Genomic DNA, 24,705 nt, shown 5'->3' with positions numbered 1-24,705 from the left:
GCCTCACGGTCTTTAAACCGCGCGACTGTGCACGCCTGTTGACCGCAAGAGGTGGGCATCAAACGCTGAGGCGACGCTACGCACCAGGAATTCCGATCCTTCGCTGACGGTTAGCCGACCTTGAGACATTGTCGCGACTCCGTCTGCTAAAAGCCGGTCGATGCGCGCGCGATCGACGACTGCTGTCCGTGGATCCCGACGATGGATGCGGGATATCTGCTCCAGGTCAACGGTCAAATCGCACATGATCCGCTCGATGATGTCAGCGCGGAAAAGATCATCCTCGGTGAAAGCATAACCCTTCACCGTGGCTAGCCGGCCCTCCGCGATGCGGTTCAGGTAGTCGCGGATGGCCACCACGTTTTGGACAAAGCCGTGTGGCATCCGACCGATCGCGCTCGCCCCGAGGCCGATGAGTGTGTCAGCGCCGTCATCGGTGTAGCCCTGGAAATTGCGCCGCAATCGGCCATCGCGCTGCGCCGTCGCGAGCGCATCGTCTGGGAGCGCGAAATGATCCAATCCGATGCGCACATACCCCGCGTCCTGAAGGGCCTCTGCGATGGTCTCGGACTGCACGTGTCGCGCGACGCTGTCAGGTAAGCTCTCCTCCGCGATCTTGCGCTGATGCTTCTTGAATGAGGGGACGTGCGCGTAGCCGAAAACCGAAAGCCGGTCGGGGCGCAATTCGACGCACTTGGCAATGCTGTCTAGACAAGAGCTTACCGTCTGAAAGGGGAGACCATAGAGAAGGTCGAAGTTGATCCCCCGCACACCTGCCCGGCGAAGCCTTTCGACTGCAGCTGCCGTCTGCTCGAAGCTTTGCAATCGATTTATAGTGCGTTGCACTCTTGGGTCGAAGCTCTGAACTCCGAGGCTCGCGCGGGTGACCCCGCAGTATTTAAAAGCCTGCGTCAGGTCATTGGTCAGAGTTCGCGGATCGACCTCAACGGCAATCTCGGCATCCGGAGTTACGAAAAAGATATAGCGCAGGGCGTCAGCGAGATCGACGAGCAGTTGCGGAGCCATGATGGTCGGAGTGCCCCCGCCGAAGTGCAGATGCGCGACCGGCAGGCTTTTCTCTATCGCGTCCGCGACTAGTTGCGCCTCCCGACGCAAAGCTGCGACGAACGCGGCGATCGGCTCGTCGTGCGTGCCACCGATGTATGGCATCCGCAGTACCAGCACATTGAGCGACAGAAAGGTATGTGAAAATAGAGCGAGACGGGTCGGTGGACCGAAACCGATCTGAGCCAATGTCGATACACCTTCTCGCCAATTGCAGAAGAGAAGTCCGGGGCTGTTGGATAGCTGGTGTACCGGGGGAGCTTGTCTTGCCCGTAGATGTCAGCCAAATCCGATCGCATATTCGAGTTCCCGCCATTCCTAGCCACATAACAGCTTTGGCGCCGACTGGACTTTGCGCTGGATCAACTGGATTCCGAATTAGCGGGGCGGCTTCGGGCCCCGCTTGCCGCGGAGCTTCCACTGCACCCGACCTGCAAAGTCAATTCGCTAGCATCGCTAAGCGTGCCGTCCTCATTCGTCACCGCAGGCTGCTGATGTGACAGCGCAGCATGATATTAACGGCATCCATGATGGATGTATGTGAGATCTCCTTATCTCTCCCTCTCTCTCTCTGATATCGGAAGCAACCATTAGTAGAAGGTGAGTGGGACATCAGCGTCGGCACGGTCATGGACTGAAGCATTGCTCGCGTGACAGCGCCGAGCACGGTTTACTTGAGACGCGAATGCCCGTAGCCGCCGGACGAATTCAACATGGCAGCGCGATCCCAATTGTTGACCCACATCAAACCCGCCGGCCTTTCTTGCGTTATTTGGCAAAGATGCAGGTCACGAAGACGAGGAGAGAGATTGGCATGGCACGCATTGCATTGGATACGGGCAGCGTCCGGGGCATCGGCGCCGTAGTTGCCCGGGGACTTCAATCCGCGGGCCACCGCGTGGCCGTCACTGTGCCGGCAACACCACAGCCGCCGGATTGCTAATGCGAAGCTCGATATGGTGAGGCTGCAGCGGACGCTGAGCTTCATCGTCTTTATGGTTACCCACGACGTCAACAGCCTCCATGCGGTCTGCGATCCTGTCGCGGCGCTGGTGGACGGCAGGAGTGCCGCGCTCGGCCTGCTGCAGTCAGTGCTGGCGTCCGATCACGGCGGGATGATTTCGCCAAAGGCCACGCTTGAGAGAGAGGTGGTTGGGCTTGGCGTTGCTGGAAAAACAAATGAACGAGCGCGCTAGATGCTCGAGCATTCCGCTGAACAGGCGCGATCTTAGGTTCGCACCATTCACGACAGACAAGGCAAGCGCCCCGAAACGCTCGCAGGAGCTAACTCCGACAGAATCGGTTCGCGCTCGCATCAAGGTAGCACCGCCGACATGGCCCTGCGATCAGGAGCCCGGTGCTGGAGGCGAAAAATGCCGGATCTCAGAATAAAACAGCCGTTTTCGGCTATCGTGCGGGCCGCGATCGGCGCTCCCGTGCGGTTCTTGATTGCGCATTCTCTTGTAGCGAGGCGGAGAAAGCTAAAGTTTGAAATAGAAGAGACGCTGGATCTAACGCGCGAATTGCGAAACGAATTTAAGAGCAGAGAGCTAGGAGTTGGATTCGACGGAGGCACGCTTCGGTCGCTGACCCGCGTAATCATTCGGGTGCGGAACGACGGCAATACGGCTATCGAGGAATTCTCATTTGAGATTGAAATCCCGGGTGAGCATCACAATTGCTTAACATGCATTGCAGCGCGCAGTCGCGAGCTGGATCGAGTGGCTTCCATCAGCTTCACTGGGAAAGCGGCCAGTAACAGCATGATCGGCGAGATCAGCGATTCAAAGCCAATGGGCTTGATCGTCAAGGTTGTGGTTGGTAGCGTTCTAAATCGACGGGAAATTATCAATTTGGGAATGTTTTTCGATGGCTCCCCAACCGGTTGTCTGGTGCATTGTCGCATCCCGGATACGAAAATCCACATACGGAGCACCGTGCACTTCTAATCGGATTGGACGCTACCGAAAGACCTATTGAAGGTGATCAATCTAGGGAACTGCACTTTTCAGCGCCGCGACGCTCTGGCGCAAGCGCTGCCTCCTGCTCACCCTGAGCGTTACCGCTGCGTCTGGCGAAGGAAGTGGACCAAATCTCGGCGACCGCAATGCCGCTGGTCTCCGAGAGCATCGCCATGCATCCGGTGTTGGCGCCGACATGGATTCGTTCGGCGTCTCCTAAAATGTGCGCGTATAGTTCATCGGAGTTCCAATTTGCATCACCGGAGGACAGGCAGATGTGTGGAAACTTGCAAGGACATGTCTGCATGATGACCGAAAAAGCCCGACGCACTTTGCAAGAGAGGACCAAGAGGTGCGTCGGGCTGCAACCTGAAGGTTGCGGGCATCGGCACGGGTGACCGTCCGTGTCCACGCCCAACATCATCTTTGCAAATGACGTGCCGCTCGAAGGCTGCCGATGATGTGCGGCTTGTCGGCCCGGGGCACGGCCGCGCGATATTCTTGGATTGAGAATAGTGTCGCAATTACCACATTGCTGAGTGAGACTTTGTCCGCCATCAAACAATCTGCGCCATGATGAGCCGGGTGCCTCGCCGTTGCGAGCCGTGTCCGTGCAAGCCTCGCTGATTACCTTCGCCGCACCAGCCGTTGGCCAACGCGCTCCCTCAGCGGTCTTCCGAGATTGAAGCCCTAAACGCGCAATTGTGAGGTTTCCGCGGCGTGCCCTGGCTGATCCGAAAAAGTAGCGCAAGCCTCGCAGCGGATCTTGCAGGTGGGAAAAGCGCCGAGGCCGCGTAAAGAAGTCGGCCACCGCGAGGTCTTGATAGAATAGATTGCTATGCGGCCAGAGCTTACGCCGGGTCATCAGAGCGTCCGGCACGAACGACGCGACTTAGATTAAGGCCGCTGAACGCATGTCTTTATGTATCAACAGTATAGATGTATCCCATCAAAACAATCGATTTCACCAATTTTACGGAATGCTGCATAGAAAAAGCGCATAGGCTGGTGCAGATGGCGCGCACACTCGGCGGATTTTCGTCGTGGATGACGATCAATCGATGGGTGAAGCATTGACGGACAGCCTCTTTTCCACGGGGTTCATCTCAGAAGCATGATCTTTGGTGACCGTCCTAAGATTACGTGAAGGGAAGAACTGACGCCGTTGTTGATCTTCCCGCGAGCGTTGGGCCGAATTCCCTGAAGAGAGCAGAAGGAAGCGAAACCAGATTTCGTTTGGAACGGATATCGGCCTTCCCGTGGCTAAAGTTAACGGCGAATGCCCTCGCCGTAAATGAACCGTCGGCACCCTCCCTCTGCCGACGGAAGCTGGTGCGATGTGTAGCAGCGTCGCTCCTCCCAGACTGACTTCGGCCCGGCCGCCGAAAGGTGGCCGGGCATTTTTTACTATGGCGAGTGTTGAGCGCCAGCTTGCAGATCTTGCATTTGATCTCACTCACACCCATGAATTCAGGGGTTGGCCGCGTCCTCGCACCAATCCATCGCTAAATCAGAACGGCCGATAGGATTAGTTGATGTCTGTCACCGGCCTATTACTTCGCAACGATACTGGGCCAGCAGAAAAGCGTTTTGAAGGACGGGCATGGCATTACCACGTTGTGGCCTCGTACAGCTGAAGTGGCGACCGGGTATTATTCTTTCCCGTCGAATTGCGAGCACATTGATCGATCGTCGTACGAGCGTACTCTGTAGATGGCTGTGGGTGCCTTCTCACGCGCTCTACCCATCATTGCTGGGCGATCGATGTCGGTTAGCGCCTAGCTTTAAGCGCGAGGCCAACCGGTTTCGACGGCAGTCAGCAACAGGGGCCGCATCGATCGCGCCGATCCGCGGCCTCAACCCGAACGAGTTTCTCGCTTCTTAGCTGCGCACGGGGTATTGCGAGCGAACACAGACGTCCGGAACTGGAAATTCTCCCTCTCTCTCTGGAAAAACATCGCGGTCCGGGTCTGCAGTGCCAAACAAACCAGTGTGGGGCCAATATCTAGCCGAGAGGAATCTAAGGTTGCCCTTCGGCCAATCGCCAGGTCGGTAGCATCATGATGCATCGCGACCAGCATCCTGGTTGGTTGACCTACACGACGTTGACACGCGACGAAGGCTCCGGATGGAAACTTGAAATCTGGGCGCTAGCGTCGAGTGGTGAATTCCTTCGCCGATCGCCGATATTCCCAGTTGGCGCGCTCAAGTTCGGGTCGATCAAACTCTTTCTGGGGATAGCCGACGCAGAGATAGCCGATGAACTTCCAGGACTCCGGCACTTCAAGAACCTCGTGGATGCGAGCCGGGTTAAGGATCGATACCCAGCCAAGTCCCATGCCGTCTGCACGTGCGGCGAGCCACATGCAGCAGATGGCGGCGGCGACGGAGTACTCGACCGTATCTGGCATGGTTGCACGCCCGAGGCGATGCCCCATATCGTTCGTTTTGTCCGCAAACACGGCCAGATGACCCGGGGCCTCTTCGAGGCCGGCGAGCTTGAGGCTCGCGTACCGCGCCGCGCGTTCGCCTGAATAAGAATGCAACGCATCGGCGTTGCAGGCCCTGAAATCCTCGACCACGGCACTGCGCCTTGCGCTGTCTTCGACGATCACAAACCGCCAAGGCTGGCTCAAGCCGACCGACGGGGAAAGGCAGGCGATCTCAATCAGCCGCTCCATGGCGCCGCTCGGCAGAGGATCGGGACGAAAGCGCCGCACGTCGCGGCGCCACACGAAGAGCTCGCGCAGTTGCCGGCGAAAGGCTTCATCGAAAGCGACCATCAGGGTCCTGGTTCCGTGTGGAGGAGGGAGGCTGTCATCAGCAAAACCACGATCTCGCCAATCTGTTCGAACGCACCCAATATATCACCTGTCTGTCCGCCGACCTGCCTTGTGGCAAGCCACGCCAGCACCAACCCGGCAAGTGAGAGCAAAATCACTCCGATCATCGCCTTGCTTGGCCCGGCACCGAAAACAAGGCAAAGAGCCCCGAGAGCAAATGCAATGGCGGCGCTTCGCCCCGGCGGCCGTCCGGCTCGGGCCGAAAGCCCATCCGATCGCGCCGGCGGAATCAGCCACATGAAGGCGGGCATGCCGGCGCGCGCCGCCGCATGTGCAACTGAAAGCGCCGCCGCAATTGACTTTGGCTCGGCGATCGTTTCGAGCGCGCTCCATCGCAAGATGAGCGATGCGATGAGCGCGCACGCACCGTATGTACCGATTCGGCTGTCGCGCATGATCTCGAGCTTGCGCTCGCGCGTCCGGCCGCCGCCGAGCCCGTCGGCGGTATCGGCAAGGCCGTCCTCGTGCATCGCGCCGGTGACGAGAACCGTGGCCGCCAGCGCCAGCATGGCTGCAGGGCTTGGCGTCAAGCCCACCTCACATGCGATCCAGTAGACCGCCGCACCGGCAAAGCCAACCAGCAATCCTGCCACTGGCAACGCCCAGCTCGCGCGGGCAACGTCGCCATCGCCGACCGGCGTCGCCGGCCCAAGAGGCAGAATCGTGGAGAGCGAAATGGCGATTCTCAGGTCAGCGACGATGCCCCTGAGAAGCTCTGAATGATACATGTGTCTTCAGCCCTCGAACCGTCAACTCGCTCGCGCTCACTCCACGACGCGTCGCAATTCCGTCAAGCGCGGCATTACTTCAGCTTCATCGGCAATCCTGCCACGACGAATTCGACCTCATCCGCAACGGATGCAATCGTCTGGTTCAGGATACCCGCCGCGTCCCGAAACGCGCGCGCCAGCGCATTGTCCGGCACGATACCGAACCCGACCTCGTTCGTGACGATGATGACCGGGCTGCGCTGGCGGGCAAGCGCGTCAGCGAGTAGCGAAGCCTCATGCGACCAGTTGCGTTCCGCGTGGAGCAGGTTCGATAGCCACAGCGTGAGGCAATCGACCAGCCTTGCGCCACCGCCATCGGTTTCGATCAAGGCCTGCACGAGATCGAGTGGAACCTCGCGCTCGATCCAGTCCTTTCCTCGCCGCGCGCGATGCTTCGCTATTCGCTCGCCCATTTCCTCATCGAGCGCCTCTGCCGTGGCGATATAGACGGGCTGTTCCGGAAAAGCGCGGGTGCGGACTTCTGCGCGTAAGCTTTTGCCGGATCGGGCGCCGCCCGTGATAAGTATGATGGCCATGACGTCCTCCAGTTAAGGCCAGCACTAATCATCAATCTTCGACAAAGACAAAGGTGAAATCACGCGATATGGGCTTGCCTTGATACGGAATTCTTGTGCATCAGGGCCAGGCACGACGGGAGATGATGCGTGGTCTTTGCGGGAGCGATGGCGGTGGCAATGACGGTGGACGCCCTGTTGGGCTGGCCCAACGCGCTGTTCGTCCGCATTGGTCATCCCGTCACCTGGCTCGGGAGGCTCATCAACATTCTCGACATCAGCTTCAACCGGCCCATCGATCCGCCTGCAGTTAGGCGGATCGCTGGCGCAGCCGTGGCGCTTTTCGTGATTGGAGTTTCGGCCGGAATTGGATGGTCGGTTCAGGCCGGGCTCGCCTTTGAATGGAGCCGCATCGTCCTCTTGGGAATTCTCGCATGGCCCCTGGTCGCGCTGCGTTCGCTCTATGATCATGTCGCCCCCGTTGCGAACCCCTTGCAATCCGGTGATATCGCAGCCGCGCGTGCTGCGGTCGCGCACATCGTAGGACGCGATCCCGCAGCTCTTGATGAGGCGGGCATTGCGCGCGCAGCTATCGAGAGCCTGGCCGAGAATGCTTCCGACGGCATTGTGGCGCCCGTGTTCTGGGGAGCGTTGTTCGGGCTGCCCGGCATTGTCGGCTACAAGGCAATCAATACGCTCGACTCCATGATCGGCCATCGCACGGCGCGTCACGAATCCTTCGGTTGGGCCGCCGCGCGCATCGACGATCTCGCCAATTTCGTACCGGCGCGCCTCACAGGCGTTTTGTTTGTAGTGCTGGCGACGCGGCCTTCGAATGCGTTGTCTTGCATGGCGAGGGATGCGCGCCGCCACCGCTCGATCAATGCCGGCTGGCCGGAAGCAGCCATGGCCGGCGCGCTCGGCGTGCGGCTCAGCGGGCCACGCACCTATCACGGTGACACCGCCAACGAACCTTGGCTCAACGAGGGAGCGCGCGATCCGTTCGCTGCGGACATCCGGCAAGGGTTGAAGCTCTACGTCCGCGCCATGGTTCTTTTGGCCGGTGCGCTTGCGATTCTGGCCTTCGCGTGACGGAGAGGGCAATGCTCGAGCATGGTGGAAATCTCGATCTCGCCGTTCAGCGCTTCGGCGGGCGTGCGCAGGACTGGATCGACCTCTCAACCGGGATCAATCGGCAGCCCTATCCGGTGGGTGAGGTGGAGCTTAGGTACTGGAGCGCGCTGCCTTCGCGATCAGATATCGCGTCCCTCCACCAAGCTGCCCGAGAGGCCTACGCTACCCGGGCGCCACTCGTGGCGCTTACTGGCGCACAAGCGGCCATCCAATTGTTGCCGAATCTTTCATCGCACGGCCGCGCGCGAATTCTTGCGCCGACCTACAACGAGTACGCGGCGGTTCTTTCAGCCGCAGCCTGGGACGTGGCCGAAGTTTCCGAACTCGAAGGACTGGCGGGAGCGGATCTTGCCGTGGTCGTCAATCCCAACAATCCAGATGGTCGGCGCCATAATCCGACCGAATTGGTGGCGCTCTTGCCGAAGGTCGGTCGGCTCTTGGTTGACGAGAGCTTCGTCGATGCCGTCTCCGGCCTGTCGTTGGCATCGGAGGCGGGACGGTCAGGGCTGTTGGTCCTGCGCTCGTTCGGAAAGTTTTACGGGCTTGCCGGACTGCGGCTCGGTTTCGTGCTCGGCAGCGAGGCTGACGTCGCGGCGCTGGCGGGGATGGTGGGTCCGTGGCCGATTTCGGGCGGAGCGATTGCGATCGGACGGCGCGCCTTGCTCGATCGCGAGTGGGCAAAGGCAACCGCGACGCGTCTGGCGCGCGATTGCCTCCGGCTGGATGCCGAGGTGCGATCGCAGGGCTGGCAACAGGTCGGCGGCACACCGCTGTTCCGGCTCTATGAGACCGGGGACGCGCAGGCTGCGCAGGAGAAGCTCGCGCGCGGCCAGATATGGTCGCGTGCTTTTGAGCAAAAGCCGGGATGGCTCAGGCTGGGCTTGCCGGGTAACGGGGCGGAATGGTCGCGGCTTGCTGCCGCGCTCTCGCGTTGATCAATAATACTCAGCGCGCGAGCGCAAGCAGCCCATTTACATCGAGATGGTTGTCGATGTGATCGGCAAGCGCATCGAGCGCGCTCTCCACCCTGGCGCGGTACTGCTGGTCTGCGGCCGGAATGTCCAGTTGCGCGAGAAATGCGCTGCGGAAATTGTCTGAAGCAAACAGGCCGTGCAGGTAGCTACCGTACACGCGTCCGTCGCTGGAAACTGCGCCTTCCGGCGCGCTGCCAACCAAAGCAAATGGCCGTGCACGGTCCGGCCCGTCGGTATGCCCGATGTGAATCTCGTAAGCCTCGATCGGCCGGTCCGTCGCGGCATGGACCGCCGCAACGCGCGTGAGAGTCTTTTTTGACGTCATCACCGTCGTCACGTCGAGAAGTCCGAGGCCGGGCGTTTCTCCCGCCGGTCCCTCGATTCCTGTCGGATCCGCCACACTGCGTCCGAGCATCTGGTAACCGCCGCAGACGCCGAGCACATGGCCGCCGCGACGATGATGCGCGAGAAGATCGATGTCCCAACCTTGCGCGCGCAGGAAGGTGAGGTCGCCGCGTGTCGACTTCGAGCCGGGAAGGATCACGAGTTTTGCGTCGCCCGGGATTGCCTCTCCAGGCCGGACCATCACAAGGTCGACATCAGGCTCGAGCTTCAGCGGATCGAGGTCGTCAAAGTTCGCGATCCGCGACAGCGCGAGAAAGGCAATCTTGCACTTGCCTACCTTGCGGGCGTCAGCAAGCCCCAGCGCATCTTCAGCCGGAAGCTCGCTAGCGCGGGCGAAATAGGGGAGAACCCCAAATCCCCGCCAGGATGTGCGTGCTTCTATCAGCCGGTAGCCGTTGTCAAACAGCGTCGGATCGCCGCGGAACTTGTTGATGACGAAGCCGCGGATCATGGCCGCATCGTCTGCATCTAGCACGGTCTTAATGCCGACGAGCTGCGCTATCACACCGCCGCGATCGATGTCGCCGACCAGCACGACTGGCACGTCGGCCTTGCGGGCAAAACCCATATTGGCGATATCGGCGCTCCTCAGATTAACTTCGGCTGGGCTGCCGGCGCCCTCGACCAGAACAAGATCGGCACGATCCTTCAGGCGTCCGAAACTTTCGAGGACCGGCTCCATCAGCGATGACTTCATCGCAGCGTACGCGCGGGCTCGCAGCGTCGCCACGCGCCGTCCCTGCACGATGATCTGGGCGCCAACATCTGTCTCCGGCTTGAGCAGGACGGGATTCATGTCGGTGTGCGGCTCGACACCTGCGGCCTGCGCCTGCAATGCCTGCGCGCGTCCGATCTCGCCACCGTCGATTGTCACGGCCGCATTGTTCGACATGTTCTGCGGCTTGAAGGGCAGCACCCGATAGCCGCGCCGAGTCGCGGCGCGCGCAAGGCCGGCAACGATGAGCGACTTGCCCACGTCCGATCCCGCACCTTGGATCATCAATGCGAGCGCCATCGAATTGGATTCCGCGGTTGATTCGTCAGTACTCGACGCCGGGCTGCGCCTTGATGCCGGATCGGAAGGGATGCTTCACGAGCGTCATCTCTGTGACGAGGTCGGCGGCATCGATCAATTCCTGCCTGGCATTGCGCCCCGTGAGGACGACATGCGTCATCGGCGGCTTTGAATTGCTCAGGAACTCGACCACTTCTCCGATCTCCAGATAGTCGTAGCGAAGCGCAATGTTGATCTCGTCGAGAACGACCATGCGCAAGGCTTCATCGGCGATCAGCTGCTTGGCCTTTTCCCATGCAGCGCGCGCCGCGACGATGTCCCGGGCGCGGTCCTGTGTTTCCCAGGTGAAGCCTTCACCCATCGCGTGGAATTGGCATAATTCACCAAAATGTCCGGTCAGCAGGCGGCGCTCGCCAGTTTCCCACGCACCCTTGATGAACTGCACGACGGCGCAGCAAAAGCCATGCGCGACGCACCGCATGATCATGCCAAAAGCCGAGGAGGATTTCCCCTTGCCCGCGCCGGTATGGACGATGATGAGTCCCTTCTCGCTGCTCTTGGCGGCCATCATCCGGTCGCGCGCTGCTTTTTTCTTCGCCATTTTGTCCGCATGACGGGCGTCCAGCGAGGCCTCGGAGGTCACGGTTTCATCCTCAGCGGCATCAGGTTCGGAAGTCATCGGCACGCTCCTTTGGCTTGACAAGTTGCACGCTTGGGCAAATGGTGGGGTGGCGTTGGTTCCTGTCCTACGACAGGCGAAGAGGGAATGCGATAGGACTCTGGCCTTGAAAGCTTGAGCCTGAAACGCAGCCGCCCCCGCGACCGTGACCGGAGAGATCTTCAAGAGCCACTGACCCGTCAGGGTTGGGAAGGCGGAGATCGAAGGGAAAACCTGCTCCGCAAGCCGGGAGACCTGCCAGCGCAGAGACTTGAGACCGGCGGACGGGGTGCTCCGCGACGGCAACGAACCCTTATGTCTATGGTTCGTGCGCCTCATCGCCTCCGCCAAAACGTCGAGGAGGGCGATGACCGTCACGCTTCATGTCTGCATCACCTGCCGTGCCGGCCAATCCTTGAGGGAAGGCGAGACCGCGCCGGGCGCCCGTCTGCATAGCGCCATCCTTCAGGCTGGCGTGCCCGAAGGCGTCAGCGTCGTTCCGGTCGAGTGCCTGTCCGCCTGCAGCCAGGGCTGCTCGATTGCTCTCAGCGCGCCGCGACGCTGGTCCTATGTCTACGGACGCCTATCCGATGCAAACGCGCCGGACGTAGTTGCTGGAGCTGCGGCCTATGCGGCGGCGCCCGACGGCATCGTGCCGTGGCGCAGCCGGCCGGAGATCTTCCGCAAACAATCGCTTGCCCGTATTCCACCCATCACCATCCTGCCGGAGCCCGCAGAATGAACACGCTCGCCAAGGTTCCGGTCACGGTCGTCACCGGCTTTCTCGGTTCGGGCAAGACGACGCTGATCCAGCACCTGATCGCCAACGCGAATGGCAAGAAGCTTGCGGTGCTCGTCAACGAGTTCGGCAGTGAAGGCGTGGACGGAGAGATCCTGAAATCCTGCGCGGATGTCAATTGTCCCGCCGAGAACATCGTCGAGCTCGCCAATGGCTGCATTTGCTGCACGGTGGCCGATGACTTCATTCCCGCCATGGAGCAGCTGCTCTCGCGCCGCGTGAAGCCCGACCATATCCTGATCGAGACATCGGGATTGGCCTTGCCAAAGCCGCTGCTCAAGGCGTTCGATTGGCCGGAGATCCGCTCGCGGATCACCGTCGACGGCGTGATCGCGCTGGCGGATGCCGAGGCTGTGGCGGCCGGCCGATTTGCGCCAGACCCCGTTGCGGTGGAAGCGCAGCGTGCGGCCGATGAAAACCTCGATCACGAGACGCCGCTGTCGGAAGTGTTCGAGGATCAGATCGCGTGCGCGGATATCGTGCTGCTCACCAAGGCGGATCTTGCCGGCGTTCAAGGACTTGAAGCGGCCAAGGCGGCGATTGGCGCCGAAATGCCGCGTCGCGTGCCGATGCTGGCGGTCGTCGACGGCGCAGTCGATGCGCGTATCATCCTTGGTCTCGAAGCGGCAGCGGAAGACGATCTCGCCGCGCGCCCGTCGCACCACGACGGCGAGGACGAGCACGAACACAACGATTTTGCCTCCGTTGTCGTCGAACTCCCGGAAGTTGCCGATATCGAAGCGCTGGTCGCATCGATCCAGCGACTTGCGCGTGAGCAGAATGTGCTGCGCGCTAAGGGATATATCGCGGTCGCGGGCAAGCCGATGCGATTGTTGCTGCAATCAGTTGGCGAGCGGGTGCGGTATCAGTTCGATATGGCTTGGGGCACGCGGCCCAGGCGATCGAAGCTGGTTCTGATTGGTGAACACGACAATATCGACGAGGCTGCCATCAGGGTGGGACTTGGTCTTTGATGCACGTCGTATTTCGCGAGAGCCGCGGTCTTGAGGAGACCGCGATCCCTAGGGATCTCGGCCAGGACCCGGCCGACCTTGTCGTGCTCTCGTTCTCGGATAGCGATCTCGCCGCGTTCGCGTCCGGCTGGCAGCGTGGGCGTACTTGCCTGCCGTCGCTGAGGCTCGCGAACCTTGCGGAACTGCGTCATCCGCTTTCGGTCGATACCTATATCGAGCGGACGCTATCGCATGCGCGCGGCGTACTGGTGCGCCTGATCGGTGGCGAGTCCTACTGGCCATATGGACTGGCTGCCCTGCATCAATTGGCCAAGGACCGCGACATCGCGCTCGCGGTGCTGCCAGGTGATGGTCGCGACGACCCGCGGCTGGATGCGCTCTCAACATTGCCTGCCTTGACGCTCGGACGGCTGAAGGCATTATGCGACAAGGGCGGAGCAATGGCGGCGCAGGCGGCAATCGCCCAGCTTGCATTGGCCTCGGGACTTTATGCGGGGCCTGTAGTCGGCGAGATCGAAATCTCCGAGATCGGTTTTTACGATCCAGATCGGGGCGCAATCGCGGTGCTGCGAAATTCCTGCCACCCGCGCGCGCTGATCACATTCTATCGTTCCTATCTCACCTCGGCAGATACCGCCCCGGTCGACGCACTGATCACAGCACTGCGGCAAAAGGGTTTTGATGCCTATGGCGTCTTCGTCACATCGCTAAAGGCCGCCGGTGTAACGGATTGGCTGAAGGGGCAGTTCGAGCAATCCCCGCCTGCAGTGATCGTCAATGCAACCGCCTTCTCTGCGGCCGCCGACGACGGCACGACGCCTTTCGATGCCGCCTCCTGTCCGGTGTTCCAGGTTGCGTTGTCGACGGCCCGGCGCGAGGATTGGGCAGAGTCGCTTCGCGGTCTCTCACCGGGCGATCTGGCGATGCATGTAGCGTTGCCGGAGATTGACGGCCGGCTATTTGCGGGCGTGGTCAGCTTCAAGTCGGCGGGTGAGCGCGATCCCGATCTGCAATTTGCGCATCTGGCGCACAGGCCTGACGACGAACGTGTCGGTTCGGTCGTGGATCGGGTGGTAGCCTGGCACAGGCTCGCGGACAAGCCGGCAGGCGTGAAGCGGCTGGCGATTGTGCTCTCGAACTATCCGGGCCGTCCGCACCAGCTCGCGCATGCGGTTGGGCTCGACGCGCTCGCTTCGGTCGAAACGCTGCTCTCCGATCTCGAAGCTGCTGGTTACGATGTGAAAGCTGCGGGAGCGTTCGGTGAAACTCTCCAGCGGGAGGAATTGATCTTTAGCGTTGCGGATTACCGCACGGAACTGGCGAGGCTTTCACGCCCATTACAGGATGACCTTGCGCGCGCCTGGGGCGCGCCGGAGAACGATCCCGCCTGTCGTGGTGGCGAATTTCATTTCGCAGCGATCCAGTGTGGCAAGGCGATTATCGCCGTTCAGCCTGAACGCAGTGATGTTACCAATCGTGACGCCGAGTATCATGATCTTTCCCGCACGCCTCGCCACGCCTATGTCGCATTCTATCTTTGGCTCAGGCAGCAAAAGGTCGACGCGGTCGTCCATATGGGCGCTCACGGAACGCTGGAATGGCTGCCCGGCAAGTCCGTGGCGCTGTCCGCTGCCTGTTGGCCTGAAGCGCTGATCGGCGACATGCCCGTGATCTATCCCTTCATCGTCAACGATCCCGGCGAGGCCGCGCAGGCCAAGCGGCGCATCGGCGCCGTCACGATTGGGCATTTGCCGCCACCATTGGCTCGGGCGGCGTTGCCTCAAGGCCTGCGCCGGCTCGAGCAACTGCTCGATGAATATTCGACGGCCGATGGTCTCGATCCGGCGCGCCGCCAGCGCCTAATCGCGTCGATTCGCGATGAAGCGCGTGCCGCGGGACTGGAAGAGGATCTCGGGCTTGGCGCCTCGGCTGCGGCGGCTGAGGCAATTCCCCGGATCGATCGCTTTGTCTGCGACCTCAAGGAAAGCCAGTTCGGCGATGGCCTGCATGTGTTCGGCCGCGGGGCTTGCGGCGAGGCGGAGAAGGGCGCGCTGCTTGACGCTCTCTCTGGTAGGCGCGTTGCTCCGGGGCCGGCAGGCTCGCCCTATCGCGGGCGGCGCGATGTGCTTCCGACCGGACGCAATCTGTTCGCCGTCGATCCCCGCGCAGTGCCGACACCGTCCGCGCATGTGCAGGGGATCAAGCTCGCCGAGGAATTGCTGCGCCGTCACCTGCAGGATCACGGCGACTGGCCGAGGGGGCTGCTGGTTAATCTCTGGGGATCATCCACCATGCGCACCGCAGGCGAGGATTTCGCGATGGCCCTGCACCTGGCAGGCATCGCGCCGTGCTGGGACCACGGATCGGGCCGGGTGTCGGGTTATGAGATCATCGCACCAGCGGCTCTTGGTCGGCCGCGCATCGACGTGACGCTTCGCGTGTCGGGACTGTTTCGCGACGTCTTTTCATCTCTTGCGCAATTGTTCGAGGCAGCGACCCAAGCGCTTTCGGAACGCGATGAGGAGGGCGACGAAAATCCCTATCGTCATCGCGCGGCGCGTGTGTTTGGACCCCGTCCGGGGCAGTACGGTGTCGGTATGGCATCGATGCCGGATGTCTTCACGGCGGGGACGCGCAACGCGGCCGGTGAAGCCTGGCTGTCGGCTTCATCTTGGGCATTCGCGTCCGACGGCACGATGCGGCCTGATCGCACAGGTGTCGAGGCACGGCTCGTCGCCGCTAATGCCTTCGTCCATGTGCAGGACCTGCCGGAAACGGATCTGCTGCTCGCCGCAGACTATGCCGTGCATGAGGCGGGCCTTGCGGCCGCGGCGGCGTCCCTGGGCGCGGCCACACCATCGCTCTACCACCTCGACGCGACACATCCCGATCAGCCGCGTGCTCACTCGTTGACCGAGGAAATTTCGCGCGTCGTGCGTGCGCGTGCGGCGAATCCAAAATGGATCGCCGGCATGATGCGCCACGGCTTTCGGGGCGCGGCGGAAATCGCTGCCACGCTAGAGCATATGGCCAGCTTTGCACATCTTGCCGATGCGGTGCCCACGCATCTCTTCGATCTCTACTACGACGCAACGCTTGGCAGCGACAACGTGCGCACTTTCATGGCGCGCGAGAATCCGGCGGCGCTCGCGGCGATCGAGACTTGCTTCACCCGTTTGCATCACGCTTCGCTCTGGAGGACACGGCGCAATTCGATTGCGGCCGCGCTGCGGGAGGCTTCATGAGCGCTGTTGCGATCAAGGGCTGGTGCCCCAGCGCCTTACGGCCGATGCGGTCGGGGGATGGGCTCGTGGTTCGCATCCGGCCGCACGGTGGCCGGCTCGATGCGAAGCAGGCAGCGGGAATTGCGGTGCTGGCCGAGTGCTACGGCAACGGCCTGATCGATCTGACCAGCCGGGCCAACCTGCAAATCAGGGGTGTCAGTGATCAAGGTCATCGGCCGTTGATCGAGGAACTATCACGGCTGCACTTGCTCGATCCCGATCCGGACTCGGAAGCGCGGCGCAACATCCTTGTCACGCCCTTCTGGAGCGAAAGTGACGATACCTGTTTTCTCGCAGCAGAACTTGAACACGGGCTTGTGATGGGACCGCCCGGCCTGCCAACAAAATTCGGCTTCGCCGTTGATTGCAGCACAGAGCCCGTGCTGGCCGGCGCCTCCGCCGACATCCGCATCGAGCGCAGCATCGCGGGAGAGCTGATCGTGCGTGCCGACGGTGCGGAGCATGGTCGCCCCGTCTCGCGGACAGAAGCGGTAAGCGTTGCGCTCGCGCTTGCCGAGTGGTTCGTCGATTCGGGCGGAGCCAGGGAGGGCAGAGGGCGAATGAGAGCGCATGTCGGGGCTGGCGCAAAACTGCCCGACGCGCTTCGTGGCAACCTCAAGCCGGCTTGCATGACCGCGGAGCCGCGTCCCGGACTTTATCCGCAAGGCGCGATGGTCGCTGCGGCTTTCGGACAGCTGACACATGCCGCGCTCAGCCATCTTGCCGGATGCTCGCAAGGATTACGGATGACGCCCTGGCGCATGATTGTGGCGGAAGAATTGCGCGAAATGCCCCACTGCGAGGGCCTTGTCACCCAAGCGGACGATCCCATTCTGCGCGTCGTCGCCTGCAGCGGTGCGCCCGCCTGCTGTGAGGCGCATTCCGATACTCGTGCGCTTGCAGCCGCGCTTGCGCCGCATATTGCCGCGGACGAGAGGCTTCACGTCTCTGGCTGTGCCAAAGGCTGTGCCCATTCGGCGGCTGCCGCGCTCACCCTTGTTGCGACCCGCGAGGGATTTGATGTCATCCGCAGCGGCTCAACGCGGGATACGCCTAGCCAGCGTGGAGTAAGCGCGGGCCGAATGATCGCGGATCCTTCCGTTCTAACGGGAGCGCGCTGATGCCGCACGTCTATGAAACCGATGGTGCGGCGATCTACCGTCAATCCTTCGCCACCATCCGTGCCGAGGCGGACCTTGAGCGCTTTTCGGCCGACGAGGAGCCGGTCGTCGTTCGCATGATCCATGCCGCTGGCATGGTCAGTCTCGAATCCTGCATCCGCTTCACGCCCGGCATGGCGCGCATCGCGCGGACTGCGCTTCAGAACGCCGCGCCTATCCTCTGCGACGCACGCATGGTGTCGGAGGGAATTACGCGTGCGCGCCTGCCGGCCGGCAACGCCATCATCTGTACGCTTGACGATCCCGCGGTTCCCTCCCTCGCGCAATCCATGTGCAATACCCGCTCAGCCGCAGCGCTGGAATTGTGGAGGCCGCATCTGGACGGCGCGATCGTCGCTATTGGCAATGCGCCGACCGCGCTATTTCACCTGCTCAACATGCTGGAGGATCGCAACTGTCCAAGACCTGCGGCGATCATTGGTTGTCCGGTCGGCTTTGTCGGCGCGGCTGAAGCCAAGGTTGCGCTAATGGCTGACCAGCCTGCGCCGGCGCTGACGGTCGAGGGACGCCTTGGCGGCTCGGCGATCACGGTCGCCGCCGTGAACGCGCTGGCGAGCCGGAGCGAATAGCCATGGGGCGCATCATCTGTTGCGGCCTCGGGCCAGGAAATCCGGACCTCATGAGCGTGCGCGCCGATCGTGAGGTCCGTGCGGCCAAGCACGTTGCCTATTTCCGGAAGAAGGGACGGCCCGGCCAGGCGCGCCGCATCGTCGAGGGACTACTGGCAAAGGACGTCTGCGAATATCCGATGGAGTATCCGGTCACGACGGAGATCGCCTTCGACCGTCCGGAATATGTTCGCCTCCTTGCAGGCTTCTACGACGAGTGGGCGGAGCGTCTTGCGCGGCTTGCCCGCGCATTCGACGTCGTCATTCTCTGCGAGGGCGATCCCTACTTCTACGGCTCCTTCATGCACCTGCGTGCACGTCTGCAGGCCCGCGTCGAAATCGAGGTGATCGCCGGCATTCCCGGCATGGCTGGCTGCTGGAATTCGGTCGGCCTGCCGATCGCCCTCGGCGAAGATGTGATGACGGTGCTGATGGGTACGCTATCGGAACACGAGCTCGAGCAACGCGCGCGCAATTCCGATGCGCTCGTCATCATGAAGACCGGGCGCAATCTGAAGAAGGTGCGCCGCGCGCTTGCCGCCGCCGGCCGCCTTGGCGAGGCATGGCTGATCGAACGCGGCACCATGCCGGGTGAGCGCGTCGTGCGGCTGAGGGACCTGGACGAGACCGAGTGTCCCTATTTCGCGATCGTACTCGTGCATGGGCAGGGACGCCGGATGGAGGCGGCCGAATGACGGGCATATTGACCATCGCGGGACTTGGGCCGGGCGACCAGGCGCTAGTCACGCCGGAAGTCTCCGCCGCGCTCGCCGCCGCGACCGACGTCGTGGGCTATGCGCCCTATGTCGCGCGGGTGCAACCGCGTGAAGGACTGACGCTACATCCATCAGACAATCGCATGGAGTTGCAGCGCGCAAACGATGCCTTGCAGCTGGCATCGAAGGGACGCCGCGTTGTCATGGTTTCGTCCGGCGACCCGGGTGTTTTCGCCATGGCAGCGGCTGTATTCGAAGCCCTTGAAGTCTCGCCGCAATGGCAGGGGCTTGCAATCCGCGTTCTGCCCGGCGTAACTGCAATGCTGGCAGCGGCCGCGCGCGCCGGCGCGCCGCTCGGCCACGATTTTTGCGCGATCAATCTCTCCGATAATCTGAAGCCGTGGCCGATGATCGAGAAGCGCTTGCGGCTTGCTGCCGAAGCTGACTTTGCGATCGCGATGTACAATCCGCGCTCAGTGAGCCGGCCCGATGGTTTTGGACGCGCGCTCTCGGTTCTGAAGGAGGCAGGTTGGGGCGAACGCCTCGTGATCTTTGCCCATGCGGTCAGCACGGCCGCGGAGCGAATTGAAACGGTGATGCTGCGCGAGGCACGGCCCGAGATGGCCGACATGCGAACCCTTGTCATCGTAGGCAATTCAGCAACGCGCCGCGTCGGCCGCTGGGTCTATGCACCGAGGCATGCCCGATGACGGAGCCAATGCATGACCTCCGTCACGCTTTCGACCCGCGGCCTGTCAGGCAATTCGGGCCGCTTGAGCATCACGACGGGAAGGCCGAGCTCGCGCGCAGCGTCGATCTTGGCACGCGCGCCCGCTCCACCGGCATTGCGGGCAACAACCCATTCGATGCCGCGCGCGCGCATCATCTCCAATTCGCCGGCGAGGGTGAATGGTCCGCGCGACACAATGACATCGACATCCGGAAATGGCAGTGGTCGATCGGGAGGATCGACAAACCGCAAAGTGTAGGCGTGCTGCGGCCTGGCGCTGAAAGCTGTGATGTGCTGCCGTCCGATCGCAAGAAATACCCGCGCGCGATTGTTCGGCAACACTGCGGCAGCCGAGGTGATATCCGCGGCCTCGATCCAAGTGTCCCCGGCCTCTTTTGCCCAGGGTGCGCGCTCGAGCGCGATCAGCGGTGTTCCGGTCGTCTCGCACGCTGCAACCGCATTGCGGCTCATCTCGGCCGCGAAGGGATGGGTTGCATCGACAAGGTGCGTTATTCCCTCGCGTCGAATGAACTCGGCAAGGCCATTCACGCCGCCGAACCCCCCGATGCGGGTCGGCAGCGGCTGGTTCGCCGGGGCGCGGGTGCGACCTCCATAGGAATAGATCGCATTACACCCCGCGCGCGCCACAGCGTCCGCGAGCAGATTGGCATCGCTTGTTCCGCCCAGAATGAGGGCGCGCATCATGCATGATCCCTGGCTGACGATTATCGGCATTGGCGAAGATGGCCTTGCCGGCCTCTCGGATGCAAGCCGAAAGGCGCTTGCGGAAGCCGAGACGGTGTTTGGCGGCGAACGGCATCTCGCGCTGGCAGGGATTGCCGACCGCGGCCGTCCCTGGTCGGTGCCGTTCGAGACAGATTGCGTCCTGACCTGCCGCGGCCGTCCGACGGTGGTGCTCGCCTCGGGCGATCCATCCTGGTACGGCGTAGGAGCCAGTCTCGCGGAACGGCTCAGCAAGAGCGAATGGATTGCGCATCCTGCGCCCTCGACATTCTCACTTGCTGCGGCGCGGCTCGGATGGCGGCTCGAATCTGTCGTCTGTCTTGGACTCCACGCGGCGCCATTCGAACGCCTGGTGCCGCATCTGACACGTGGAGCGCGCATTATCTGTCTCGTGCGCGACGACAAGGCGCCCGGAGATCTGGCCAAATGGTTGACGGCGCGCGGCTGGGGCGATTCACGGCTGTGGACGCTCACCGCGCTCGGCGGTGCCCGCGAATCCGTGGCGCAATATCGGGCCGACAGCTACGCCGCCGATAGCGGCGCGGGTCCGGTGACAGTTGCGCTGGAAACCAATGGACCGCACGGCGTTCCGCGTAGCTCCGGCCTTTCGGACGCGCTCTTCGTGCATGACGGCCAGTTCACCAAGCGGCCGATGCGCGCGCTCGCGCTTTCGGCGCTGGCGCCGAGATGCGGCGACAGATTATGGGACATTGGCGCCGGTTCAGGTTCGATCTCGGTAGAATGGGCTCTCTGTGGTGGCACGGCGATCGCCGTCGAAGCGCGGGCTGATCGCGTAGCGAATATCCGCGGCAACGCGGCAACCTTCGGTCTGACGCATCGGATCGCCATCGTTGAGGGAATAGCGCCAGATATCCTCTCGGGCCTTGGGACACCGCAAGCCGTTTTCATCGGCGGAGGGCTCGACGCCAGGATGTTCGATGCGGTGTGGTCGCGCATTGAGCCGAGAGTGAGGTTAGTTGCGCATGCCGTCACGCTGGAGACCGAGGCGCTACTCTCGGACCTTCATCAACGCCACGGTGGCGAGTTGATGCGAATCGAGATTGCGCATGCGGGTCACCTCGGCCGCTACCGCTCCTGGGAAGCGGTGCGGCCGGTCGTGCAATGGAGTGCAGTCAAGTGAAAGTCGCAGGTCTGGGGTTCAAGCGGGAGGTCACACTGGCTGCGCTGCGCGAAGCTCTCGCCGCCGCGGGCGGTCCTGAAGATCTCGCGGCAGTTGCAACGGTCAGCGACAAGGCCGAAACCGCCGCGCTCAAATTGCTGGCGCGCGAACTCAACGTGCCGATCCGGCCTGTTTCGGCCGATGTCCTGGCCGGCATTGCCACGCCCACACAGTCAGAATCCATCAAGGCGAAGTTCGGTACGGGCTCCGTCGCCGAAGCCGCGGCGCTTGCGGTCGCCGGCCGTGGTGCGCGCCTTGTTTCGACGCGGGCCCTCTCGCAGGATCGGACGGCGACCGCAGCGATCGCGGAAGGAGACGCCGAATGACGGTGCACTTCATCGGCGCCGGACCGGGAGCAGCTGATCTGCTCACCTTGCGCGGTCGCGATCTGATTGCCGCCTGTCCGGTCTGCCTCTATGCCGGCTCTCTCGTACCCCAGGGCGTTCTTGCCCATTGCCCAAAGGATGCACGGATCGTGAACACCGCGCCGCTGTCGCTCGACGACATCATGTCGGAGATCGTCGCCGCGCATCATAAGGGCAAGGACGTCGCACGGCTACATTCCGGGGATCTCTCGATCTGGTCGGCGATGGGCGAGCAATTGCGCCGCCTGCGCGCGCTTCAAATCTCCTATTCAATCACGCCCGGCGTGCCGGCCTTTTCCGCCGCCGCGGCCGCGATCGAGGCTGAGCTCACGCTGCCAGGTCTTGTGCAATCGGTCGTCCTGACGCGGATGCCGGGCAGGGCGAGCGTGATGCCGAAAGGCGAGAAGCTCGCCACCTTCGCCGCGACCGGTGCGGTGCTCGCCATCCATCTCTCGATCCATCTGCTTTCTAGGGTAATTGATGAGCTGACGCCGCACTACGGAGGAGACTGCCCGGTCGCAATAGTCTGGCGCGCAAGCTGGCCGGATCAGCGCATCATTCGCGCTACGCTCGGTACGCTGGATTCTGCTGTAAGCACCGAGCTCGAGCGCACGGCCGTTATTCTGGTTGGCCGCACACTGGGTTCGGAAGATTTCGGAGAGAGCCGCCTGTATGCCGTCGACTATGACCGCCGCTATCGGCCGCTCGGGCCGACGCCGCGCTTTCCGGAAGGCTCGTGATGACGGCGAGCCTCGTCATCTCCGCGCCTGCATCCGGTGTCGGCAAGACGACGCTGACGCTGGCGTTGGCGCGCGCCTATCGCGATCGCGGGCTGAAGGTCCAGTGCTTCAAGAGCGGGCCCGATTATATCGATACCGCCTTTCATGCGGCCGCCGCGGGGCGCACCTCCGTCAACATCGACAGCTGGGCCATGCACCGCGAAGCGATCGAGGCGCTCGCTTCGCGCGGTGCGAATGCGGATCTCGTTCTGGCCGAAGGTTCGATGGGCTTATTCGACGGCGTTGCCACACGGGGCCTCTCGGGGACCGGCGCTACCTCCGATATCGCCGAGATGATGGGCTGGCCGGTCCTGCTTGTGATCGATCCCTCCGGACAGGCGCAAACCGCCGCGGCGGTGGCTGCGGGACTGCGCGATTTCCGCGCAGGCGTGCGTCTTGCCGGCGTCGTTCTCAACCGCGTCGCCAGCACCCGGCACGAGGACCTGGTGCGCCGTGCCATGGCAGGCGCCGGCATTGCCGTGTTCGGGGCGTTGCCCCGCCACGCCGCGATCAGCTTGCCGAAGCGGCATCTTGGCCTGGTGCAGGCTGAGGAGCAGGGCGAGGTCGACGGCCTGATCGCGGAAGCCGCCCGCTTCGTCGCCGAGCATGTCGATCTCGATGCAGTGTTGCAATCGGCGGCATGCGCCTCGACGGCGCCATGCGCCGCACACGGCCCGAGCGTCAAGCCACCCGGCCAGCGCATCGCTCTGGCGCGCGACGGCGCATTCTCGTTCGTCTATCCGCACATGCTGGAGGCCTGGCGTGCCGCCGGTGCCGAGATCGCGACCTTCTCGCCGCTCGCCGACGAGGGTCCTGATGACAGTGCCGACGTCTGCTGGCTGCCCGGCGGCTATCCGGAATTGCACGCCGGCCAACTCGCGGCAAATCGCCAATTCCGCCGTGCGCTAAAATCCTTTGCTGAGACACGGCCGGTGCATGGCGAATGCGGCGGTTACATGGTGCTGGGCACCGCCTTGACCGAGGGTGGCGGCACACGCCACGAGATGACCGGACTGCTCGGCCTGGAGACGAGTTTTGCCCAACGTCGCATGCATCTGGGCTATCGACTTGCGGAACTCGCTCTGCCGATGCCCGGATATCAGGCCAGAGCGCTCCTGCGCGGCCATGAATTCCATTACTCCACGATTGTCTCGCAGCCCGATACACCTCTGGCTATCGTGCGCGACGCGACTGGCGCGGTCGTTGCGGAGACGGGCTCGCGACGCGGCTACGCCACCGGCACGTTCTTCCACCTCATTGCGGAGGACAGGTGAGCGGCTTTGTTTCCTTTGTCTCGGCCGGCCCAGGCGATCCCGAGCTCCTGACGCTCAAGGCGGCTGCGCGTCTGCGCGCTGCTGATGTCGTGCTGTATGACGACCTTGCCTCGGGCGCGATCCTCGATTACGCCCGAGCCGGGGCCAATCTGGTAGCGGTTGGCAAGCGTGTGGGCCGGCCCTCAGCCAAACAGGAGCACCTCAACCGGCTGCTCATCGACTGCGCCGCCGCAAACGCCCGCGTTGTACGTTTGAAATCGGGAGACGCCGGCATCTTCGGCCGGCTTGAAGAAGAGATCGAGGCGCTGCGCGCGGCGCGCATCGACTACGAGATCATTCCAGGCGTCACCTCAGCCTACGTTGCGGCAGCGCGCGCCAGCATTCCACTCACCCGCCGGCGCACCTCGCGCCGCGTCCAGTTCGTGACCGGCGCAGATGTCACCGGGCGGTTGCCCGCGAATCTCAATTGGGCGGCACTGGCCGATCCGGAATCGACGACCGCGGTCTATATGGGCAAGCGCACATTCCCGGCGCTCGCGGCAAAGCTGATAGAGCACGGCATGGCTCCCGACACGCCGGCGCTATTTGCGGAGTCTCTGGGCCGCGCCGAGGAGCGGATTGTCCGCACCACGATTGCACAGCTCGCAGAGCAGCTCGCGCAAGCGACCGCCGCAACGACGGCGGCGGTCATTCTTTTCGGCGCGCTGGCGGGAGAGACTTTATGATGATGC

General features: G+C 62.7%; 22 protein-coding genes, 1 pseudogene and 1 riboswitch. Of the genes and pseudogenes, 16 read left to right on the top strand and 7 right to left on the bottom strand.

The window, feature by feature from the left end; translation table 11 throughout:
• Window positions 1-12: 12 nt before the first annotated feature.
• A pseudogene (gene hemN, locus HCN50_RS01225) lies at window positions 13-1,364 on the bottom strand (oxygen-independent coproporphyrinogen III oxidase).
• Window positions 1,365-2,021: 657 nt separating this feature from the next.
• On the opposite strand from hemN, the gene HCN50_RS01220 reads away from it, so the two are divergent.
• Both HCN50_RS01220 and HCN50_RS01215 read left to right on the top strand, forming a co-directional pair.
• Window positions 2,022-2,261: a P-loop NTPase family protein gene (locus HCN50_RS01220; protein ID WP_171707792.1), complete on the top strand. Its 240-nt coding sequence runs from the start codon at window positions 2,022-2,024 to the stop codon at window positions 2,259-2,261.
• A 177-nt stretch (window positions 2,262-2,438) separates the two neighbouring features.
• The gene (locus HCN50_RS01215; protein ID WP_171707791.1) at window positions 2,439-3,014 is read left to right on the top strand and encodes a hypothetical protein; all 576 of its coding nucleotides are present in this window, start codon (window positions 2,439-2,441) and stop codon (window positions 3,012-3,014) included.
• 2,162 nt (window positions 3,015-5,176) lie between these two features.
• On the opposite strand, the gene bluB is transcribed toward HCN50_RS01215, so the two are convergent.
• From bluB to cobU, 3 genes are all read right to left on the bottom strand, one after another.
• A complete protein-coding gene (gene bluB / locus HCN50_RS01210) occupies window positions 5,177-5,809 on the bottom strand; it encodes a 5,6-dimethylbenzimidazole synthase (RefSeq protein WP_171707790.1) in 633 nt (210 codons plus the stop codon).
• A complete protein-coding gene (cobS, locus tag HCN50_RS01205; RefSeq protein ID WP_171707789.1) occupies window positions 5,809-6,597 on the bottom strand; it encodes an adenosylcobinamide-GDP ribazoletransferase in 789 nt (262 codons plus the stop codon). The genes bluB and cobS overlap by 1 nt, the downstream gene beginning before the upstream one ends.
• A gap of 74 nt (window positions 6,598-6,671) precedes the next feature.
• Window positions 6,672-7,175: a bifunctional adenosylcobinamide kinase/adenosylcobinamide-phosphate guanylyltransferase gene (gene cobU, locus HCN50_RS01200; protein ID WP_171707788.1), complete on the bottom strand. Its 504-nt coding sequence runs from the start codon at window positions 7,173-7,175 to the stop codon at window positions 6,672-6,674.
• Window positions 7,176-7,304: 129 nt separating this feature from the next.
• On the opposite strand from cobU, the gene cbiB reads away from it, so the two are divergent.
• Together cbiB and cobD are read left to right on the top strand one after the other, a co-directional pair.
• Window positions 7,305-8,246 (top strand): adenosylcobinamide-phosphate synthase CbiB, encoded by a 942-nt coding sequence (gene cbiB / locus HCN50_RS01195; RefSeq protein WP_171707787.1) that lies wholly within the window; start codon window positions 7,305-7,307, stop codon window positions 8,244-8,246.
• 11 nt (window positions 8,247-8,257) lie between these two features.
• Window positions 8,258-9,223, top strand: coding sequence for a threonine-phosphate decarboxylase CobD (cobD, locus tag HCN50_RS01190; RefSeq protein WP_171707786.1), 966 nt, complete (start codon window positions 8,258-8,260; stop codon window positions 9,221-9,223).
• A 10-nt stretch (window positions 9,224-9,233) separates the two neighbouring features.
• Here cobD and HCN50_RS01185 read toward each other — a convergent pair whose 3' ends face one another.
• Together HCN50_RS01185 and cobO are read right to left on the bottom strand one after the other, a co-directional pair.
• A complete protein-coding gene (locus HCN50_RS01185; protein WP_171707785.1) occupies window positions 9,234-10,682 on the bottom strand; it encodes a cobyric acid synthase in 1,449 nt (482 codons plus the stop codon).
• Window positions 10,683-10,707: 25 nt separating this feature from the next.
• The gene (cobO, locus tag HCN50_RS01180; protein ID WP_171707784.1) at window positions 10,708-11,361 is read right to left on the bottom strand and encodes a cob(I)yrinic acid a,c-diamide adenosyltransferase; all 654 of its coding nucleotides are present in this window, start codon (window positions 11,359-11,361) and stop codon (window positions 10,708-10,710) included.
• A 39-nt stretch (window positions 11,362-11,400) separates the two neighbouring features.
• A riboswitch (cobalamin riboswitch) is annotated at window positions 11,401-11,617 on the top strand.
• A gap of 90 nt (window positions 11,618-11,707) precedes the next feature.
• On the opposite strand from cobO, the gene HCN50_RS01175 reads away from it, so the two are divergent.
• From HCN50_RS01175 to cobJ, 7 genes are read left to right on the top strand one after another with little or no spacing between them, the layout of a single operon-like run.
• Window positions 11,708-12,082 (top strand): DUF1636 family protein, encoded by a 375-nt coding sequence (locus tag HCN50_RS01175; RefSeq protein WP_028348744.1) that lies wholly within the window; start codon window positions 11,708-11,710, stop codon window positions 12,080-12,082.
• Window positions 12,079-13,113, top strand: coding sequence for a cobalamin biosynthesis protein CobW (gene cobW, locus HCN50_RS01170; protein WP_171707783.1), 1,035 nt, complete (start codon window positions 12,079-12,081; stop codon window positions 13,111-13,113). The genes HCN50_RS01175 and cobW overlap by 4 nt, the downstream gene beginning before the upstream one ends.
• Window positions 13,113-16,358: a cobaltochelatase subunit CobN gene (gene cobN, locus HCN50_RS01165; RefSeq protein WP_171707782.1), complete on the top strand. Its 3,246-nt coding sequence runs from the start codon at window positions 13,113-13,115 to the stop codon at window positions 16,356-16,358. The genes cobW and cobN overlap by 1 nt, the downstream gene beginning before the upstream one ends.
• Window positions 16,355-17,518 (top strand): precorrin-3B synthase, encoded by a 1,164-nt coding sequence (cobG, locus tag HCN50_RS01160; RefSeq protein WP_171707781.1) that lies wholly within the window; start codon window positions 16,355-16,357, stop codon window positions 17,516-17,518. Before cobN ends, cobG begins: the two co-directional genes overlap by 4 nt.
• Complete coding sequence (locus HCN50_RS01155; protein WP_171707780.1) at window positions 17,518-18,147, top strand: precorrin-8X methylmutase; 630 nt, start codon at window positions 17,518-17,520, stop codon at window positions 18,145-18,147. Before cobG ends, HCN50_RS01155 begins: the two co-directional genes overlap by 1 nt.
• 2 nt (window positions 18,148-18,149) lie before the next feature.
• On the top strand, window positions 18,150-18,881 hold the full coding sequence (locus HCN50_RS01150; protein ID WP_171707779.1) for a precorrin-2 C(20)-methyltransferase: 732 nt from the start codon (window positions 18,150-18,152) through the stop codon (window positions 18,879-18,881).
• Complete coding sequence (cobJ, locus tag HCN50_RS01145; protein WP_171707778.1) at window positions 18,878-19,612, top strand: precorrin-3B C(17)-methyltransferase; 735 nt, start codon at window positions 18,878-18,880, stop codon at window positions 19,610-19,612. The genes HCN50_RS01150 and cobJ overlap by 4 nt, the downstream gene beginning before the upstream one ends.
• On the opposite strand, the gene HCN50_RS01140 is transcribed toward cobJ, so the two are convergent.
• Complete coding sequence (locus tag HCN50_RS01140) at window positions 19,588-20,337, bottom strand: cobalt-precorrin-6A reductase (protein WP_171707777.1); 750 nt, start codon at window positions 20,335-20,337, stop codon at window positions 19,588-19,590. The two genes, cobJ and HCN50_RS01140, sit on opposite strands and share 25 nt — an antisense overlap.
• Between HCN50_RS01140 and cbiE the strand changes: the two genes are divergently transcribed.
• Genes cbiE through cobA form a run of 5 tightly spaced genes read left to right on the top strand, consistent with a single transcriptional unit; the run spans window position 20,336 to window position 24,699 of the window.
• The gene (gene cbiE, locus HCN50_RS01135) at window positions 20,336-21,517 is read left to right on the top strand and encodes a precorrin-6y C5,15-methyltransferase (decarboxylating) subunit CbiE (RefSeq protein ID WP_171707776.1); all 1,182 of its coding nucleotides are present in this window, start codon (window positions 20,336-20,338) and stop codon (window positions 21,515-21,517) included. The genes HCN50_RS01140 and cbiE overlap by 2 nt on opposite strands.
• A complete protein-coding gene (locus HCN50_RS01130) occupies window positions 21,514-21,882 on the top strand; it encodes a cobalamin biosynthesis protein (RefSeq protein WP_171707775.1) in 369 nt (122 codons plus the stop codon). The genes cbiE and HCN50_RS01130 overlap by 4 nt, the downstream gene beginning before the upstream one ends.
• Entirely contained in the window at window positions 21,879-22,661 is a 783-nt protein-coding gene (gene cobM / locus HCN50_RS01125) for a precorrin-4 C(11)-methyltransferase (RefSeq protein WP_171580693.1), read from the top strand. Before HCN50_RS01130 ends, cobM begins: the two co-directional genes overlap by 4 nt.
• A complete protein-coding gene (locus HCN50_RS01120) occupies window positions 22,661-23,974 on the top strand; it encodes a cobyrinic acid a,c-diamide synthase CobB (protein WP_171707774.1) in 1,314 nt (437 codons plus the stop codon). Before cobM ends, HCN50_RS01120 begins: the two co-directional genes overlap by 1 nt.
• A complete protein-coding gene (gene cobA, locus HCN50_RS01115; RefSeq protein WP_171707773.1) occupies window positions 23,971-24,699 on the top strand; it encodes a uroporphyrinogen-III C-methyltransferase in 729 nt (242 codons plus the stop codon). Before HCN50_RS01120 ends, cobA begins: the two co-directional genes overlap by 4 nt.
• Window positions 24,700-24,705: the final 6 nt, after the last annotated feature.

This window comes from Bradyrhizobium archetypum (genome assembly GCF_013114835.1).
Lineage (GTDB): Bacteria > Pseudomonadota > Alphaproteobacteria > Rhizobiales > Xanthobacteraceae > Bradyrhizobium > Bradyrhizobium archetypum.
Note: the sequence above shows the minus strand (reverse complement) of the source record. Positions and strands in the feature narration are given on the sequence as shown.

Excerpts from the sequence above, each read along its gene's own strand:
- bluB (WP_171707790.1), bottom strand. The coding sequence starts at position 5,809 with ATGGTCGCTTTCGATGAAGCCTTTCGCCGGCAACTGCGCGAGCTCTTC.
- cobD (WP_171707786.1), top strand. The coding sequence starts at position 8,258 with ATGCTCGAGCATGGTGGAAATCTCGATCTCGCCGTTCAGCGCTTCGGC.
- cbiE (WP_171707776.1), top strand. The coding sequence starts at position 20,336 with ATGCATGATCCCTGGCTGACGATTATCGGCATTGGCGAAGATGGCCTT.
- cobS (WP_171707789.1), bottom strand. The coding sequence starts at position 6,597 with ATGTATCATTCAGAGCTTCTCAGGGGCATCGTCGCTGACCTGAGAATC.
- HCN50_RS01140 (WP_171707777.1), bottom strand. The coding sequence starts at position 20,337 with ATGATGCGCGCCCTCATTCTGGGCGGAACAAGCGATGCCAATCTGCTC.
- cobN (WP_171707782.1), top strand. The coding sequence starts at position 13,113 with ATGCACGTCGTATTTCGCGAGAGCCGCGGTCTTGAGGAGACCGCGATC.
- cobJ (WP_171707778.1), top strand. The coding sequence starts at position 18,878 with ATGACGGGCATATTGACCATCGCGGGACTTGGGCCGGGCGACCAGGCG.
- HCN50_RS01155 (WP_171707780.1), top strand. The coding sequence starts at position 17,518 with ATGCCGCACGTCTATGAAACCGATGGTGCGGCGATCTACCGTCAATCC.
- cobG (WP_171707781.1), top strand. The coding sequence starts at position 16,355 with ATGAGCGCTGTTGCGATCAAGGGCTGGTGCCCCAGCGCCTTACGGCCG.
- HCN50_RS01215 (WP_171707791.1), top strand. The coding sequence starts at position 2,439 with ATGCCGGATCTCAGAATAAAACAGCCGTTTTCGGCTATCGTGCGGGCC.
- cobM (WP_171580693.1), top strand. The coding sequence starts at position 21,879 with ATGACGGTGCACTTCATCGGCGCCGGACCGGGAGCAGCTGATCTGCTC.
- HCN50_RS01150 (WP_171707779.1), top strand. The coding sequence starts at position 18,150 with ATGGGGCGCATCATCTGTTGCGGCCTCGGGCCAGGAAATCCGGACCTC.
- cobO (WP_171707784.1), bottom strand. The coding sequence starts at position 11,361 with ATGACTTCCGAACCTGATGCCGCTGAGGATGAAACCGTGACCTCCGAG.
- HCN50_RS01175 (WP_028348744.1), top strand. The coding sequence starts at position 11,708 with ATGACCGTCACGCTTCATGTCTGCATCACCTGCCGTGCCGGCCAATCC.
- cobU (WP_171707788.1), bottom strand. The coding sequence starts at position 7,175 with ATGGCCATCATACTTATCACGGGCGGCGCCCGATCCGGCAAAAGCTTA.
- cobW (WP_171707783.1), top strand. The coding sequence starts at position 12,079 with ATGAACACGCTCGCCAAGGTTCCGGTCACGGTCGTCACCGGCTTTCTC.
- HCN50_RS01185 (WP_171707785.1), bottom strand. The coding sequence starts at position 10,682 with ATGGCGCTCGCATTGATGATCCAAGGTGCGGGATCGGACGTGGGCAAG.
- HCN50_RS01120 (WP_171707774.1), top strand. The coding sequence starts at position 22,661 with ATGACGGCGAGCCTCGTCATCTCCGCGCCTGCATCCGGTGTCGGCAAG.
- HCN50_RS01220 (WP_171707792.1), top strand. The coding sequence starts at position 2,022 with ATGGTGAGGCTGCAGCGGACGCTGAGCTTCATCGTCTTTATGGTTACC.